Raw genomic sequence first — 16790 nt, 5'->3', positions numbered from 1 at the left:
GAAGATTAATTCATTAAGATATCTTCAAATTAGTTCTAACTCTAAAAAACGTAACCAACACTGACCATGTAAACCCAAGGGTTAATATCAACAGTCGTTTCAGGGTATGCAGTCTCACCCGCATTGAAGTTCACATCTGTTGAAATGTCAGCATACCAAACTGAAGCATTGACTAGCCAGTTTTGATTCACTTGATAATCTATACCCACTTGAGCAGCTAAACCCCATGAGTTACTAAGACTTAAATTGTTTAATTCAAGTGAGGTTTCATTAGTAATTTCGTTATCATAGAAATTAGTAAAGTTCACACCAACACCAACATAAGGACGTAATTTCGAGTTTGCATTACCAAAATAATATTGAGCCACTAAGGTCGGTGGTAAATGTTTAGTTTCTGCAATTTTCCCCACCCCATCTAATGAAATATCATGACTAAAAGGAGTCGCAGCCAATAACTCAACAGCCCAGTTATCCGTAAGCATATAAGTAAAGTTCAAACCAACTTGAGTATTATCATCAACACTAAATTCTGAGATACCAGCGATCACTGGGCTAGATTCATTAGGTACCACTGCAGCGGCACCTACTCGTACAATAAAATCACCTGCTTGGTGAGCGAATGCAGAAGTAGAAACTCCAGCAGATAAAATGCTGGCGGCAACAAGACTAAGGGCTAATTTTTTATTCATTATGACGACTCCATGTATGCAACATAATTAGTGCTTTTACGTAAACACATTTAACAATTGGCGCTACACTGCCAGAGTTTAATCGTTACAATATTGATACAGATCAATAAAACCCCTTACACCTAAATAGGTACTCACTTAGATTGATCTCGATCACAAAAACAACTAAATTCATGACAAAGATGCTTATTATATGTATGTTTAAAGAGCGCAACTGTCGATTAAATAACCACTTAATAGTCCTTTCCCTGCCCCTAGAGAATTACTTGAAATATGCACTTTGCTTACATAAATACAACATTCAAACTGTGAATAAATTTTATCTAGCAAACCTTTACAGGCCGAAAAATGATACGATTGAGATACAAGTGTTTAATAGTTTTGGGTAGTGCTCTTTTCAAATGACGTGTAAATGGAAAACCATGTTATGGCTAACAATCAATTCAATTGTGATAAGTATCAATTCTGCAAACGCTGCTCACGTTTCTAATATTACAAGCAGTATCAGGGACAGAAAGTTAGAGGGAACGATTGAAAATAATAGCAAAATTGAAAGTAGTGTTAAAAGTGACATTGCAAAAAGCACGGAAACTAAAGCTAACCCTCAAAAAACCACAAAGTCTAATGAGTCAAACCAGCAATCAGTTAATAAAGACGTCGATGAGTCTATCTCTGAAAGCATAGAAAACTCACCTTGCTACAGCCGCTCGCAAACCGATATGCCATTAGACAAAACCTTTGCTTATTTAAATACCAAATTTTGTCAGCCTGCAATTTGGTTCGATAGCTTTTTTGTTGATGAGCGAATTACTGACGACGCAAGAGCGGGAACCATTATTCGCTGGTACAACGATTTTACATATTTTGAAAAAGAAGGCTTTAAATATCGCTCTAATATCAAAGCTCACTTGAATCTGCCTGGTATGAGTAAAAAGCTTAAGCTGATATTTGATTCAACTGGCGAAGATGATCCCTTTTCATTTATCAAAAGCCCAGATGATGACAATGAACGCGACGTCAGTTTGCGCTATGACTGGTACGCAAAAGATAGAACCAGCTTTAACATAAAAGCCAGCTTTAAACCTAAAATTGAAGCGCGCTATCGCTATACCTACCCAATATCTCAAAATACCCTGTGGCGATTTACACAGACACTATATCAAGAGAAAAAAGTCACCGGTGAAACCTCAGAGTTCGATTTCGAACACGCTTTTAATGACGAGTTTTTACTACGCTGGAATAGTGCGGTTCAATATGAGAATAGAAATAATGGTTGGGAATTAGGAACAGGATTGCAACTCTATCAATATATTAGTGATACACAGGCAATCAGTTATCAAGCAAGAATTAATGGTGTAACTGAGCCGTACAACTATATAGAGACAGCCAGTGTTGGACTAACATATCGTCAGAACTATTTAAGAGAGTGGCTGTTTTTTGCATTAACACCTGAATACACTTGGACTAAGGAAGAGGATGCTGAAAGAATCAATCAAGTGGTGTTTACATTCACATTAGAAATCTTGTTTCAAAATATCTAGTTAGACCTTATTTGGGTTTAGATCTACAGCTCTAACGACAATTTTGGATAGTTATTAAACCAAGGTTTACTTGATACCCGCTTCATAAAAACTGACTCATCTGCTTTGGGATTATAATTAACTGTTAAGTTGAATACCGTCTCCAAACCAAACACCGAATTAATAACAAGCTCACCATTTTCATCTAGCTTTACTGCAACAGCTGTTTGTTTTTCGGGCCAATATGACATTGCATTTAAGCAAGAACTGTAAGCTGGATGCTTGTTTTTCTTATGCATTCTCGCCTGATTTTTAACAGACCAAGGTAAATTGATTTGCTCCGTTAATGCCAACTCAATGAGTTTATCTCGATAAATACTGGTTTCTTCATGGCACCAATAAATGACGTCAATATCTTTTAATTCAGACACCGGAGCATCGTGTAATTTATCCCACACTAGATTTCGTACAAACCCTGCTGCTATGTACCAATCTTGAACTTCATTTTCAGCAAAAAAATCCGCAACTAACTTAAGCGCAGACATTCTTATTGGTTCACTTAACAACCAATTTTTTAACTGAGTTTCATAGTTCATAGAAAATACCGATAATGATTAATAGCCAATAAAAACAGAATATTAATACATAATCATTGCAAATGAGTTGACAACAAATGTAATCAATAGCGTGCTTTTATCAGCTAAAGCTAACACAATCTTTTTCGGGCTTCACTCAATAACATGTAAACTTTACGAATTATTATCTCGAAATAAAGTCCTAACTAGCATCATCTTGTGCTTCAGGTGCGGCATTGGCAAATGCAGGCAATTGATTACACTGCAGCCAAATCCTGACGATGTTTGGATAATGTGTCATATCGACATTAAATCGGTATGCATTATAAACCTGAGGGATCAGACAGATATCTGCCATTGTCGGCGAATCACCGAAACAAAATTGTCCGGCGGTGTCAGCTAATTGAACTTCAAGCGCTTTAAAACCAAGATGGATCCAATGGTGATACCACTTCATTTTGGCTTCTTCATCCACGCCCATTTCTTTGACTAAAAACTGCAATACACGCAGGTTATCTAACGGATGAATTTCACAAGCAATAGACTGCGACATTGCGCGGACTATAGCGCGTTCTTTCAGGTTTGTTGGTAATATCGGGTGCTGAGGATATTGCTCTTCAAGGTACTCTACAATGGCCATTGACTGAGTAAGTGTAAATTCCCCTTGCTCATCTTCATCGATTAAAGCTGGCACTAAGTGATGTGGATTCAACTGACTAAACATCTCACTGTGCTGCTCTCCTCCATTTTTAACTAAATGAATTGAGACTTGTTCAGCGTTAAGCTGCTTCAAATTAAGTGCAATTCGCACTCTATAGGCCGCACTAGAGCGCCAGTAGCCGTATAGTTTCATCGTATATCCTTATTCATCAATCTTGTGTAAAGCTTATCAGTGTTGAACTGAGTGTTTAAAAGGTATAAAAAAAGCAATAACGCACAACGTTATTGCTTTTGATTAATTAAATGCTTCATTAATATGAAGGATTAACCTTTGTATTCGACAACTTTTTGATCGATAGAACCAAAAATACTGCTGTCGTTTTCGTCAAACATCTCAATGCGAACGGTATCACCAAAGCGCATAAATGGCGTTGCTGGCTTGCCGTCTGCAATGATTTCTAACATACGTTTTTCTGCTAAACAGCTAGAACCAGCACTACGGTCGTAGTTTGAAATAGTTCCTGAACCAATCACAGCGCCAGCACATAATGGACGAGTTTTGGCAACATGTGCCACTAACTGACTAAAATCAAACGTCATATCTACGCCCGCATTTGGGCGGCCGAATAATTCACCATTTAAGTGGGTCACTAATGGTAAATGAACTTTAGAATCTTGCCACTTGTCCCCTAACTCATCGGGAGTGATTGCCACTGGCGAAAATGCACTTGATGGCTTTGATTGGAAAAAGCCAAAACCTTTAGCTAGCTCACCAGGGATAAGATTACGTAGCGACACGTCATTTACTAACATTAATAGTTTTATGTGCTTAGCCGCATTTTCAGTATCAACGCCCATAGCAACGTCATCTGTTACGACAGCAATTTCAGATTCAAAGTCGATACCATATTCTTCACTGGCCATTTCAATATCAGCTTTAGGTGCGATAAAACAATCTGAGCCACCTTGATAAACTAAAGGATCCGTCCAAAAACTTTCAGGCATTTCAGCGCCACGAGCTTTACGCACTAATTCAACATGGTTCACATAAGCACTACCGTCAGCCCACTGGTAAGCACGAGGAAGCGGAGATAAACAACGAGCTTCGTCAAAATCCACTGCATTATCCATTTGACCTGCGTTTAACGCTTCATACAACTCTTGTAGTTGAGGATTAAGTAAATCCCAAGCATCAAGTAATTGCTGCATTGTTTTAGCAATAGCAGGTACTGCAACGGCTTTAGTTAAATCTTTGCTAACTAACATAAGTTGGCCATCACGGCGACCGTTGTTATAACTTGCAAGTTTCATTTTGACTCCTAAATAGGTACAAATAAGGTCGATATTAAATTTATAAAATTATCATTGCTGCTAAGTATATTGAATCCATCAATCTCGTTAACTGATGATTCAATCATGACTTTCGCAGGTTAATATCAACAAAAATAGCCTTCTTAAGGCTAGAAATACCTTAAGCTTAGCCAAATTAATATAGCGTGAGGCAAATCACATTTTTGCAAGGTGTCAGCAGTTTTGTAAACCTTTTGATACATTGCTCAACTTATTGCCAATTAAGCCAATATACGTCTTAAAAACACGACAATGCCAGCATATGGCTGGCATTAAATCGTTACACATACTTTGTTTATACCATCGAGTCACTGATGACAACCGCAACTCTAATAAGCGTTAACGCTTTTTGGTAATTTTGTAATCTCTCAGTTTGTTGGCAATCGCCGTGTGGGAAACCCCAAGTTTTTTCGCTAATTGACGAGTGCTTGGATAAGCTGGATATAAGCGTCTTAATAAACTCGCTTCATATTCTTTCATGGCTTGATCTAAACTGCCTTCGAACTCTTCATCAAAATAGCCAAAACCTTCAGCATAAGATGGTAGTTTTAATTGCTCTACAGTTAACTCAGCAGAACCATCCCACATCGATACAGCTCTAAAAATTGCATTCTTTAATTGACGGACATTGCCTGGCCACGCATAGGTAAATAGGTAATCTCGGCAAGTAGCTGAAATACGACGAAGTGGACTAGAAAGCTGCTGGCTGTAGTGCTCTAAGAACATTTCCGTTAGCGGTATGACATCGACTTTACGCTCGCGCAATGACGGCATGTGATAACTCAGCACATGAATGCGATAATATAAGTCTTCTCTGAACTCACCAGATTGGCATAACTCAGCCAGATTTTTCTGGGTAGAACAAATTATACGTACATCGGCTCTTACTTCTTCATCGCCACCAATACGCCTAAAGGTGCCATCTTGTAGTAATCGAAGCAGTTTCACTTGCGCCGCTTTCGACATTTCAGCTATTTCATCTAAGAAGACTGTGCCGCCCTTAGCTTCTTCAAACAAACCACGTTTTACCACTTGACCGTCATTAGAAACGAATCCAAATAATTCTTCTTCAGCAACGCTGTCAGGCAGTGCGGCGCAGTTAATTGGGATAAAGGGATGTTCACGGCGCATGCTAGCGTCATGGCTCGCTTTAGCCATTAACTCTTTACCTGTACCTGTTTCACCAGTAATAAGTAACGGTGCATCCAATTGTGCCATGCGCTTTGCTTGCTTAAGCACATCTTTCATCTTGTCACTCACCGCTAACACGTTGTCAAACCCTGTGGTTTGGTTTTGCAGTGCATTAAATTGCTTGCCCACTCTTGCTGGAGATTTAAGCGACACAACTGCGCCAGCAAGGATACTGGCATTGTTTTCATCCGGCAGATATATCGGCAGCATTTCGGCTAAGTATTCGTTACTACCAATTTGCACTCGGGTTGCTTGTGCAAGTACTGGCGCTTCAGTCAACCAACGTGAAAAGTTAAAACCTTGAACCCAATGATTTAATGACTCATCAATGACCTCATGCTCATGCATGTTTAAGGTCAACAATGCAGATTCATTCACAATGCGAATGCGACCTTTTGAATTAATGGAAAAAACCGAGTCTGGTAAGGTTTGCAATAAGGTTTTTAATGCATAATGTTCTTGTTCTGAAGGCATAAATGACACAGTACGAACATCATGAACACTTTCTACTTTTCGTATAAGAGGCATTAATTCGCTTAAGGTTTCAAAACCAATTTCAGCAAATTGTAAGTACAAGAAACCTTTATTACTGGCATCAATGGCAATTAAATTAATGCCATAGTTTTCTAATACTTCGAGAATATCTTTCGCAAGGCCGATGCGATCTAAACAGCTCACTTCCAAACGCATATACAACTATTCCCTATCAGTCATTTTCTGGAATATACGAGGATTAAAGAAAACTCATTAAAAAATAATGAGAAATACCATCCTTCTTTATTTGTGAGCGATACGTTAAAAGGTTATGAGGCGTGTGGCAAGTGTTGTTTACAGTAGAATTGTAACAGAGGAAGTACAAAGGCAGGTTGCGTTAACGTAACCTGCTGAAATTAATAGTTAAAATGATTAACCGATTAACTGGTCTGTTTTCGCAGCCATAATAAAATCATTTTTATGCAGGCCTTTAATTGAATGTGACCACCAAGTTACGGTGACTTTGCCCCATTCAGTTAAGATTCCAGGGTGGTGAAACTCTGCTTCAGCAAGTTCCGCTAATTGATTAGTAAATACCATCGCAAGCTTAAAGTTTTTAAATTTATATACCCGTTCTAATTGATTAATCCCATCACGATTTTCAACGCGCCACTCAGGGATCATTTTACTAAATTCAACCATTTCTTGGTCTGTGACTTTCGGTGCATCAATTTGGCAAGCTTCACATTTCAATTCTGATAGATCAGACATAACAACTCCTGGGTAAAATAATTTCTTCTTATTAATGTTCTTTAGTTCATTATCGCTAACTGGCAATCGTTTTAGGTGCAAACTTAGGTTCAAGTAAGCCTAACTTTCGTGCTTCTGTCACTGCGGCCATGATATCCATCTTGGCTATTTCATCAAGATAATCAACACTTTCAATTACATAGTAGATAGGCTGCATAATATCGATACGATAAGGTGTTCTAAGCACCTCAATTAAATCAAAAGGTTTACGTTCAGGCTCATCACTCAACGCATACAGGGTTTCGCCAGGAGAACTTAAGATACCGCCACCATAGATGTTTAATTCGCCATCACTGGCTTTCACTAAACCGAACTCTACGGTAAACCAGTAAAGACGAGCTAAATACACTCTTTCCTCTTTAGTTGCAGCGAGTCCCAATTGACCGTAGATATGCGAAAAACGGGCAAATGACGGATTAGTTAATAATGGACAGTGACCGAATATTTCATGAAAAATATCGGGTTCTTGTAAGTAATCAAATTCTTCTTTAGTACGAATAAACGTCGCAACGGGGAACTGCTTATTGGCTAGCAGTTCAAAGAACTTGCCAAATGAAATAAGTGCAGGCACGCCTGCAGTTTTCCAGCCTGTTGCATCGAGTAGCACTTTATCAATTTCTTTTAATTGCGGTACTCGGTTACTTGGCATTGCCAAAGCCTCAAGCCCTTGCATATATGCATCACATGCTCGGCCAGGCATATTGATAGCTTGGCGCTGATACAACTCATGCCAAACATCGTGCTCTTCATCTGTGTATTGAATATAGCCCTGACTATCAGGGATCTTAGCTTGGTAATTTGTTGCTTTGCTCATAAGTGTCACTTTACGTAAACTTCTCTCCCTTCATAGTGTGCTAAGGTTTCATATTTGTTAACAACCTCAGGGTTTATTCTTGGTTCATGTGGTAGCTATAAACGTAAACTTTTCACTACAACCATCGATATAATGCTATTTAGTCATTTAAAATCAATAAACTAAAATGTAGTTAATGTTTGACAAACAAGAAGAACTATTGGAAAAATCCCCAGTTTACTAGGCTACGGATTCACGGTTTAGTGGTTTAAAATGATTTAAAACAACAAATGTTATATTCAAACCGATAACTTCAGTACAATAACGACAATAGGTTAGCTTTTGTTGTATTAGGTTGGTCAGCCCCAATTTCAGCACTGTTGTGCTAAACAGTTAGTAATATGACACATGACTCAACAAAAAGTGTTGCTCTACAGAGTTAAGGAAAGACCATGGCAATTTTAGTAACAGGCGGTGCGGGATACATTGGAAGCCACACTGTTGTTGAACTTTTGAATGCTGGGCAGCAAGTTATCATTTTAGATAATTTATCTAATGCCAACGTCAACGCTCTAGATCGTATCGAAAAGATAACTGGTAATGTTTGTGTGTTTTACCAAGGCAGTGTGCTCAATAAAGCCTTATTACATAAAATTTTTACAGATCATCAAATAGACGCGGTAATTCATTTTGCTGGCTTAAAAGCCGTTGGCGAGTCGGTCAATAAACCACTGCAGTACTACGAGACCAATGTCACAGGAACGATTATTTTATGCCAGGTGATGGCAGAGCATAACGTTAAACAATTGGTATTTAGCTCATCGGCCACAGTTTATGGGATCCCTGAGAGTTTACCGATTCGTGAAGACTTTTCCACAGGTGCAACTAACCCTTACGGCCAATCAAAACTGATGGTTGAGCAGCTATTAACAGATTTACAAATTGCTGATAAGCAATGGAATATTGCTGTGTTGAGGTACTTTAATCCTGTCGGTGCCCATGAAAGCGGATTAATTGGTGAAGATCCAACTGATACACCAAATAACTTAATGCCGTTTATTTGCCAAGTTGCAGTGGGTAAACTTCCCGAACTGTACATTTTTGGTAGTGATTACCTCACCCCAGATGGCACAGGCGTTAGAGATTATATTCATGTGGTAGACCTCGCCCAAGGCCACCTAAAAGCACTGCAAAAATTAGCTAAACAGCCCGGAATCGTAACCTATAACCTTGGCACCGGTCGCGGCTATAGCGTAATCGAAATCATTAAGGCCTTTGAGCAAGTTTGCGGTAAGAAAATCCCATACCGTTTTAGTGAGCGTCGTGATGGCGATCTTGCGGCATACTTTGCCGACGCTACTCTTGCTTATGAAGAATTAGACTGGCAACCAGTACATACACTTGAGTCAATGGTTGAAAGCAGCTGGTTGTGGCAATCAACTAATCCTAATGGTTATAACGATTAAAAAGTGCAATCAATCGCTCTGAAGTTAAATCAAGAGTTCGTTAAAGTAATAGTCAAACTACGACATCAGTGTCATCGGAATAAATATGAGCCAATCAATTAATCACAGTCGCAGAAATTTGTTTCGTCGCAAAAAGTTTGATGCACAAAGGCCACCATGGGTTAAATCAGAAATCGAGTTTACCGACGAGTGTACTCGCTGCAATGCTTGTATTGATGCATGCGAAACCAAAGTATTAATCAAAGGAGATGGCGGGTTCCCTGAAATCAAATTTACCGAAGACGAGTGTACTTTTTGTCAGCAATGCGCTCTTGTATGTAAAGAACCTATTTTTGATCTTACTCAAGCTACTCCTTGGACGATCAAAGCCATCATTAATGACTCTTGCCTGACATATAAAGGTGTTTGGTGTCAAAGTTGCAAAGATGCCTGCGATCCTCGCGCCATCAGCTTTAAAATGGCTGTCGGTCAAGTGCCTAAACCCATTGTCGATACCGATGCATGTACAGGCTGCGGTGCTTGTGTATCCCCTTGTCCTGCTGCGTCAATTAGTATCAATGAGTCAAAAATCAGTGAATAGTAGTGATTTATTCTACTATCCGCCAGAAAAAGACATGGTAGTCAAAATTTAATGGTTTTTTTTGATTTTATTTGCCGTTATATTAATTGTTAAATTTTATAATAAAGCCATTTCGGTCGCTTATTGATAGTGGACTAATTTGCGAAAAAAGAGAGCCTACATGTTTAGTAAAAAAAGCCCTACCAGTAACTTAAGTTTCATCGCTAATGATTGTGAATTAACGGGTAATATAAAAGTCGCTGGAGATGTGCTCATCGCTGGTAAAATCAATGGTGAAATTCGCGCATCTGGCAATGTAACAGTAGAACCTTCTGGCGTGGTAACAGGCGGAGTAGTCTGTATTGAAGCTACAGTATCTGGCCTAATGAGTGGCAATATCACCTGTGAAAAACTGTCCATCACTAACACAGGTACTTTCGATGGCGAAGTATACAGTAAACGTATGGAAATCTTAGATAACGGCCAGTTTATTGGTTACCGCAAAGCCTATGATGAAAGCTTAGAGCACAACAGCTTGCTAAATGAAAAAGTCGTCAGTCCTTCTGATGAACCAGCTGAAAGCCCACAGCTTTCTGCAGTTAGTGTGTAGGCTATCTGCCATGAGCTATCTGCCATAAGCTAAATAGCTTAAGCTCAATGGGCTTATTGAAGTAAGCCTTACTGAAGTTAACTCTATTAAAGTAAATGCTCTTGTTGCCACTCGCGTAATAGCTCAACAAACTCTGCGGGTGGTCTATCAAGGCTATCTATTGAAATATAAAGATGAAATCCTAAGTGACTCTCTAATGTTTGGCAACGATGCCCGAACATTGCTAACACTCCACGATACCTATCCCCATTGACTACAAGTGGCGTAAACTCGGCCCCTAAATAGGTTTCTAAACTCTGTAAGTCTTCATCTTGGGTTGCAGCAGTCATGAGCAATGGACGTTGCTCTGTTAATAAACCCGTTGCCAAACGCGGTGAAATACAATCAAGAATGGGGTTTATTCGTTTTAATTTAAACCCAATGTAGGGTAGTTCAATTAACTCAAGATTTTGAGTGACCCGTGACACATCCACTCTTTGAATATTGTCCCAACCAATATGAACTGTGCCCCGTTGGTGAAAAAAATCTAGCCCTGTCTCAGTAAGTTTAAAACTGGCTTTAGGCTGGTTAATTTTGGCGATACCTAAAATTAAGCTCACACTGCCGAAACCAAATAACACAATGCCAATACCAAACAAGCTTTTAGCATTAATAAATAAAATAAGGCTGATAAACAGCGCTATCGCGCCAAACACACTGAGTGTTATGCCGTTTCGTTTGCCATAAGGACTAATCAGCTGTGTTTTTGTAGTCTGTTGGTTTGGACCTTTGTTTTTGTTGGTCTGATTATCAGTTTCAGGTGTTTCATAAGACATTGGTGATGAGCCCTTTAACATTTATCCAAAGCATACCGACATATTCGTGAATCGCGCGCTGAGAGATAAATAAATTTTCTGCACTGAATCGCCACCAGTACCCTAGCGAACTTAGAAAGTTAGTGGGTGCGGCAACGGGATAAAGCTTATTGGTGGTAAAAATCATCATTGAGCGAGGCATATGAGTTGCTGAAGTCACTAAAATAAATGGGGTGTTACCCACAAGCGACTTCATCGATTGTGCCTCTTCAATGGTATCTAGCGCATCAGGAAAAATAACGATGTTGTCAGCAGCAACACCAAGTTCAATGGCAGCTTGTCTCATGATCACAGCATGAGGAGTTGGAGTTAGCCCACCGCTCCAACCACTGACAACTAAAGTACAGTGACTACCAGCCAGCTTAAGCTGTCTAATCCCTTCTGAAAGTCTAGATAATGCCGTAGATGATAATTGCTGCACCGCGCTGATGTTTTGCTTTTCGCGATGTCCTGAACCTAGCACCATCACATAACATGCATCTTGATTTATTTGTGTTAGAGGGAGTTCATTTACAGGGTATCTAGACTCTAAACTTTCTGCGAGATTGGCAGATATAAAAGAGTTACTCAATAGCATTAAAACCGATAAACCCATCGCTAAACAGAACTGACCAAATGATTTGAGTTTTTTAGCTTTAAAACGCCATATAAAAAGCGCAACAAATAAGCATATCAATATAAATGGAACTGGCATGACAAATTGCGACAGGACTTTTTTAAACCAAAACATCAATTTCATCTGCTGTTAATCTGCTCAATTAGAGTTAGCTAAAGTGGAATCCCCCTATTGTATCGACTGTTGAAGTAGATTGCGAAAATAAGCAGATATCAATCACTTTAATCATCAATTTCACAATAAAAAACGACGCTAAAAAGCGCCGTTAAATATTTTATCAAACATTTTAAACTGTAATTTAATGTTCGTTTTTGCCCCAAAGCCAAGCAGCGCCACGAACACCTGAAGAAGCGCCAAATTGGTTTTTAACCACAATGGTATCGCACTCTCGTCCGACGACATATTTAGGCAATACTTTTGGTAGTTCGTTATAAATGGCATCAATGTTTGATACCCCGCCACCTAAAACAATCACATCAGGGTCAATCATATTAATCAAATGTGCTAGTGAGCGCGCTAAACGATCGATATAGCGCACAAATGCTTGTGTGGCTAACGGATGTCCTTCTGACATCATTTGAGAAATTTGAATGCCACTATCCGCTTCACCGCCTGCACGGCGAAAATCACGAACCCAGCCAGTACCTGAAATAAAGGTTTCAATACAATCTTTATTGCCACAAAAGCATGAAGTCGAATTAAATTCATCAGATGTCATCCAAGGTAGTGGATTATGTCCCCACTCACCTGCGATACCATTACCGCCACCATGAACTCGACCATTTATCGATAGTCCGCCGCCACAACCCGTGCCAATGATAACGCCAAAGACCACACCTTTGCCCGCTGCAGCGCCATCCACAGATTCAGAAACCGCAAAACAGTTAGCATCATTTGCCACGCGAACTTCTCTATCAAGTCGAGCGCTTAAATCTTTATCTAATGGATGACCATTAATCCAAGTCGAGTTTGAGTTTTTAACTAAGCCTGTAAAAGGAGAAACCACACCAGGGATCCCAACACCAACAGAACCTTTTTGTTTAGTTTCAGCTTCGGCTTCATCCACTAAACCTATAATGGCATCTAGAGTGCCTGGATAATTTTTAGGAGTAGGAACACGTTTACGAAACAGCTCACTGCCATCTTCCGCTAACGCCACTAACTCAATTTTTGTCCCGCCAAGGTCAACACCCATGCGCATCATAACTTCTCTCTCCATTTAATTATAATTTGTAGCTAAATACGCATTTGGTGCTGCAATCTTGATTGTGTAAAGCCTGTATCCTTGATGAAATAACTGTGTGCTATGACTTAAATACACTCAGATGTTCAATCAAACCTTGATACAAAAACTATTTACGCTCAAACCATTTAGGTGATGCGGCAATAAAATACGGATTTAAAATATCTTCTTTTTGGTTGTACTCAAGTGGGGTTAATTCAGGGAATTTAAGCACCTGACCACCTGCACTTTCTAATACGGCTTGCGCAGCTCCAGTGTCCCACTCACTTGTTAATCCTAAACGTGGATAAACATCGGCATTGCCTTCGGCTACTAAACAAAACTTAAGCGAACTACCAACGCTATGCATTTGATGCTCACCAATATTGGCAACGTACTCAGCAAGGCCTGGGCTAATATGTGAGCGGCTACCTACGACAATAGGTTTAGCATTAATGGGTTGCTCACTGATATCCAATACTTGTTGCGTATTATCACTTTCAAGCCAAGCTCCTTGACCTACTATTCCTGAATAACATTTATCTAAAACGGGGGCGTAAACAACACCTGCAACCGCTTTACCTTGATGAATAAGCGCAATATTGACGGTAAACTCACCATTACGTTTAATAAACTCTTTGGTGCCATCTAATGGATCGATTAACCAGTAAGTGGCCCATGTTTTACGTACGTCCCAGTCAATATCCGCAGCTTCTTCGCTCATCACTGGAATATCAGCAAAATATTTTTCAAGCTCGCCCACAATCACATTGTGGCTGGCGATATCAGCCGCTGTTACCGGGCTGTCATCCTGTTTTTGCTCTACTTGCAAGTCAGGTGTCGAATACACTTGCATAATGGCATCGCCTGCTTGTCTAGCAATGGCAATCACGATATCTAGTTGTGCTTTAGTTAAACTAATTTGTTGTTCTAATGCTTTAATTGTCAAAGGTCATTCCTTAGAAAATACTGACTTTTAAGCCAGAAAATAATCAGCTCACATTATGCCATTGACTGTATTAAAGATTTATAACTATTTAGTTTGTCTTAGACATTAAAAACTGCCTATTAAAATTACTTATATGAATCCACTTATATAAATGTACTTGTACAAATTCATTTGTATGAATGCACTTATATAAAAAATTCCTAATTTACGTATTCGAACCTAAATAACAAACACACCATTGTTACTTATTTGTAACCTCAGTTTGATAGTAAGCCAAGAACGATGAGCATAAAACCCTCAACGCCTTGACTGCATTCGTATTCAAACTGTTAAAACCCAACTAGGATTAAATAATACGCCTTAAACCAAGTTCAAGTTATTTAGTCAGCATGACGTTATCAACTTGCATGACCACACCATTTTGATTTCCCCATGCAGGGAAAACAACTAAAGGCGTATCAACTTTGGTTAAATCTAAACTAGAACCAGTATTGGCTACTACATCTGCTAAGGCTACTTTATAGTGAGTCCATGCGCCTACTGCTGGTGCATTGATAGCAAAATCTCCCGAACTACAAGGGTGTCCGCAATCAATTTTGATATTAAAGTCTCGAACTTCTCTGGGATCTGTGGTGACATTTAAGTCAAATTCAACAAAATTAAAACTACTCACATCTTGTTGAAAATTAGGACTTTGAAAATAAACCACCGCTTCGTTTGTATTGAAACTAAATTGACTTACTAATCCGTTATCACCGCCCACATCAACTTGCTCAATCCCGACACTCCCTGTTGCCGCATAATAACCAATTTCAAAAGGCGCTTTGACAGCATCATCATATACAATCAGTTCATCTGTTTGTGCCACATCATATTCATAACGCACATTATCAATTTGCAAACTCATATTACCCAATGGCTCGATAACAAATGGATTTGAAACGGATGCTAAATCAGCAAAACTACCCGGTGAAAATTGATTACCACTTGCTACAAGTTCATCAATCGGTAAGCGAATTTCTGTCCAAGTATTTAACGCAGGTAGTTCAACATTAGTATCACTGACATTAGGCCAACCACTGTCAATTTTGACCAACAAATCGACATCGTTGTCAGTGCTTATCACGTTTAAATCAAATACCAAAACACCGTTAGCTGACCAGTGGGACAAGTCTGCTGTTGGCGGGTAAGCAAAATACGCGTTACCCGTTGCACCCACTTTATCCAATTGAAGTACTTCACCACGGTCTTCAACCTGAACTGAGGTTAACGTCACTGAATTATCTGGGTTATAGCTGTCTAAACTCAACCCTTCAGCTAGGGCATCGTCGTACATAATGAACTCAGGACCTGCACCAATATCTGTTGATGGTGTGCTAATTTCTGGTGCTAAATGTCCTTCGACCACTTCTGCTGCTTCATCTATGGAAGCACAACCTTGTCCAGTTTCAGGCGAAACACTGCACTCATAAACACGTACATAATCAACTTCTAAAGTTTGTGGGAATACACTTTCATCTACCCCTGTATTATTGACATTTGCAGCCCAAGTACCACCGACAGCCAAATTCAAAATCATATGAAATGATTGATTGTATGGGCCATCTTCCAAGGCATTTTGTAGATTGCCATCGCTGTCTGTGTATTGGCTATACCAACCTGTTGAGCGCTGTGTAGCAAAGTGAACGTCATCAACGTACCAGCGAATTTCATCTTTTTCCCATTCAAGGGCGTAGACATGAAAATCATCAGCAGGGTTAGCGCCTTCTGGCAATGTATACTCAGCACCTGAGTAAACATTGCCTGGCCACGCTTTACCGTAATGCAAAGTGCCATGCACTTTAGCTTCAGGTTCAGAGCCTTCTGTGACCACTTTCAGGTTTACCGCCTCCATAATATCGATTTCACCGGATCCTGCCCAAGGACCATAAACCCAGTCTGTCGGTAACATCCAGATTGCAGGCCAAGTACCTTGACCCTGTGGCATTTTGGCGCGGATTTCAAAGCGGCCGTATTTCCAATCTCCTTTATTAGTCGAATCTAATCGCGCCGAAGTATATGGCTGCTGTTTAGAAGTGTCTGCAGCATCATAATTAGGATCGCCCAAGGCAACGGCTGGACCACTGAAATCTTCACGTTCTGCAGTGATAACCAATAAACCGTCAGCGACCTTACTGTTTTCATCCCGTTGGGTATAACACTGATGTTCTTGATTACCGCCACCATAACAATTGTGGGCGAGATTCCATTTATCTAAGTCAATCGCAGTCCCATCAAACTCGTCGCTCCAAATAAGCGTCCAAGGACTTTCTTGTGGTTGTTCAACACTGTTATCAGCGGCTGCGGTATCATTTACAACCTCCTCTGATGTATTGTCTGAACCGCAAGCGATTAACAATGCAGCTAAAGCACTAACACTAGTGAGAGTTAAAACTGGTGGTAATTTTTTCAT

General features: G+C 39.7%; 16 protein-coding genes. 4 read left to right on the top strand and 12 right to left on the bottom strand.

Annotation, left to right across the window (positions count from 1 at the left end; genetic code table 11):
- Positions 1-41 precede the first annotated feature (41 nt).
- Positions 42-689, bottom strand: a complete 648-nt coding sequence (ompW, locus tag QPX86_RS07895; RefSeq protein ID WP_285164857.1) for an outer membrane protein OmpW — start codon at positions 687-689, stop codon at positions 42-44.
- 422 nt (positions 690-1111) lie between these two features.
- On the opposite strand from ompW, the gene QPX86_RS07890 reads away from it, so the two are divergent.
- Positions 1112-2230: a hypothetical protein gene (locus tag QPX86_RS07890; RefSeq protein ID WP_285164856.1), complete on the top strand. Its 1119-nt coding sequence runs from the start codon at positions 1112-1114 to the stop codon at positions 2228-2230.
- A gap of 23 nt (positions 2231-2253) precedes the next feature.
- Here the strand turns inward: QPX86_RS07890 and QPX86_RS07885 are convergent, their stop codons facing one another.
- From QPX86_RS07885 to phhA, 6 genes are all read right to left on the bottom strand, one after another.
- Positions 2254-2805: a nucleotidyltransferase family protein gene (locus QPX86_RS07885; RefSeq protein WP_285164855.1), complete on the bottom strand. Its 552-nt coding sequence runs from the start codon at positions 2803-2805 to the stop codon at positions 2254-2256.
- A 181-nt stretch (positions 2806-2986) separates the two neighbouring features.
- Positions 2987-3637 carry a maleylacetoacetate isomerase gene (maiA, locus tag QPX86_RS07880; protein ID WP_285164854.1) on the bottom strand — a complete coding sequence of 217 codons (651 nt, stop codon included), beginning with the start codon at positions 3635-3637 and terminating at the stop codon, positions 2987-2989.
- A gap of 131 nt (positions 3638-3768) precedes the next feature.
- On the bottom strand, positions 3769-4755 hold the full coding sequence (locus QPX86_RS07875) for a fumarylacetoacetate hydrolase family protein (protein ID WP_220753373.1): 987 nt from the start codon (positions 4753-4755) through the stop codon (positions 3769-3771).
- A 378-nt stretch (positions 4756-5133) separates the two neighbouring features.
- Positions 5134-6675: a transcriptional regulator TyrR gene (tyrR, locus tag QPX86_RS07870; protein ID WP_220753372.1), complete on the bottom strand. Its 1542-nt coding sequence runs from the start codon at positions 6673-6675 to the stop codon at positions 5134-5136.
- 216 nt (positions 6676-6891) lie between these two features.
- Complete coding sequence (locus QPX86_RS07865) at positions 6892-7230, bottom strand: 4a-hydroxytetrahydrobiopterin dehydratase (protein WP_285164853.1); 339 nt, start codon at positions 7228-7230, stop codon at positions 6892-6894.
- A 55-nt stretch (positions 7231-7285) separates the two neighbouring features.
- Positions 7286-8092 carry a phenylalanine 4-monooxygenase gene (gene phhA / locus QPX86_RS07860; protein WP_299570423.1) on the bottom strand — a complete coding sequence of 269 codons (807 nt, stop codon included), beginning with the start codon at positions 8090-8092 and terminating at the stop codon, positions 7286-7288.
- A gap of 422 nt (positions 8093-8514) precedes the next feature.
- Between phhA and galE the strand changes: the two genes are divergently transcribed.
- From galE to QPX86_RS07845, 3 genes are all read left to right on the top strand, one after another.
- Positions 8515-9528 (top strand): UDP-glucose 4-epimerase GalE, encoded by a 1014-nt coding sequence (galE, locus tag QPX86_RS07855; RefSeq protein WP_285164851.1) that lies wholly within the window; start codon positions 8515-8517, stop codon positions 9526-9528.
- Between the two features lie 85 nt (positions 9529-9613).
- Complete coding sequence (gene napF / locus QPX86_RS07850; RefSeq protein WP_285164850.1) at positions 9614-10108, top strand: ferredoxin-type protein NapF; 495 nt, start codon at positions 9614-9616, stop codon at positions 10106-10108.
- 160 nt (positions 10109-10268) lie between these two features.
- On the top strand, positions 10269-10697 hold the full coding sequence (locus QPX86_RS07845) for a bactofilin family protein (RefSeq protein ID WP_220753367.1): 429 nt from the start codon (positions 10269-10271) through the stop codon (positions 10695-10697).
- A gap of 86 nt (positions 10698-10783) precedes the next feature.
- Here the strand turns inward: QPX86_RS07845 and QPX86_RS07840 are convergent, their stop codons facing one another.
- From QPX86_RS07840 to QPX86_RS07820, 5 genes are all read right to left on the bottom strand, one after another.
- Positions 10784-11512 (bottom strand): DUF2982 domain-containing protein, encoded by a 729-nt coding sequence (locus tag QPX86_RS07840; protein WP_285164849.1) that lies wholly within the window; start codon positions 11510-11512, stop codon positions 10784-10786.
- Positions 11502-12281: an ElyC/SanA/YdcF family protein gene (locus QPX86_RS07835; RefSeq protein ID WP_259651277.1), complete on the bottom strand. Its 780-nt coding sequence runs from the start codon at positions 12279-12281 to the stop codon at positions 11502-11504. Before QPX86_RS07835 ends, QPX86_RS07840 begins: the two co-directional genes overlap by 11 nt.
- A 184-nt stretch (positions 12282-12465) precedes the next feature.
- On the bottom strand, positions 12466-13371 hold the full coding sequence (mak, locus tag QPX86_RS07830; RefSeq protein ID WP_285164848.1) for a fructokinase: 906 nt from the start codon (positions 13369-13371) through the stop codon (positions 12466-12468).
- A 148-nt stretch (positions 13372-13519) separates the two neighbouring features.
- Complete coding sequence (gene cysQ / locus QPX86_RS07825; RefSeq protein WP_259651276.1) at positions 13520-14338, bottom strand: 3'(2'),5'-bisphosphate nucleotidase CysQ; 819 nt, start codon at positions 14336-14338, stop codon at positions 13520-13522.
- Between the two features lie 376 nt (positions 14339-14714).
- Positions 14715-16790: a glycoside hydrolase family 16 protein gene (locus QPX86_RS07820; RefSeq protein WP_285164847.1), complete on the bottom strand. Its 2076-nt coding sequence runs from the start codon at positions 16788-16790 to the stop codon at positions 14715-14717.

It is taken from the genome of Shewanella goraebulensis, from assembly GCF_030252245.1.
Taxonomy (GTDB): domain Bacteria; phylum Pseudomonadota; class Gammaproteobacteria; order Enterobacterales; family Shewanellaceae; genus Shewanella; species Shewanella goraebulensis.
Note: the sequence above shows the minus strand (reverse complement) of the source record. Positions and strands in the feature narration are given on the sequence as shown.

Excerpts from the sequence above, each read along its gene's own strand:
- ompW (WP_285164857.1), bottom strand. The coding sequence starts at position 689 with ATGAATAAAAAATTAGCCCTTAGTCTTGTTGCCGCCAGCATTTTATCT.
- QPX86_RS07890 (WP_285164856.1), top strand. The coding sequence starts at position 1,112 with ATGTTATGGCTAACAATCAATTCAATTGTGATAAGTATCAATTCTGCA.
- QPX86_RS07885 (WP_285164855.1), bottom strand. The coding sequence starts at position 2,805 with ATGAACTATGAAACTCAGTTAAAAAATTGGTTGTTAAGTGAACCAATA.
- maiA (WP_285164854.1), bottom strand. The coding sequence starts at position 3,637 with ATGAAACTATACGGCTACTGGCGCTCTAGTGCGGCCTATAGAGTGCGA.
- QPX86_RS07875 (WP_220753373.1), bottom strand. The coding sequence starts at position 4,755 with ATGAAACTTGCAAGTTATAACAACGGTCGCCGTGATGGCCAACTTATG.
- tyrR (WP_220753372.1), bottom strand. The coding sequence starts at position 6,675 with ATGCGTTTGGAAGTGAGCTGTTTAGATCGCATCGGCCTTGCGAAAGAT.
- QPX86_RS07865 (WP_285164853.1), bottom strand. The coding sequence starts at position 7,230 with ATGTCTGATCTATCAGAATTGAAATGTGAAGCTTGCCAAATTGATGCA.
- galE (WP_285164851.1), top strand. The coding sequence starts at position 8,515 with ATGGCAATTTTAGTAACAGGCGGTGCGGGATACATTGGAAGCCACACT.
- napF (WP_285164850.1), top strand. The coding sequence starts at position 9,614 with ATGAGCCAATCAATTAATCACAGTCGCAGAAATTTGTTTCGTCGCAAA.
- QPX86_RS07845 (WP_220753367.1), top strand. The coding sequence starts at position 10,269 with ATGTTTAGTAAAAAAAGCCCTACCAGTAACTTAAGTTTCATCGCTAAT.
- QPX86_RS07840 (WP_285164849.1), bottom strand. The coding sequence starts at position 11,512 with ATGTCTTATGAAACACCTGAAACTGATAATCAGACCAACAAAAACAAA.
- QPX86_RS07835 (WP_259651277.1), bottom strand. The coding sequence starts at position 12,281 with ATGTTTTGGTTTAAAAAAGTCCTGTCGCAATTTGTCATGCCAGTTCCA.
- mak (WP_285164848.1), bottom strand. The coding sequence starts at position 13,371 with ATGATGCGCATGGGTGTTGACCTTGGCGGGACAAAAATTGAGTTAGTG.
- QPX86_RS07820 (WP_285164847.1), bottom strand. The coding sequence starts at position 16,790 with ATGAAAAAATTACCACCAGTTTTAACTCTCACTAGTGTTAGTGCTTTA.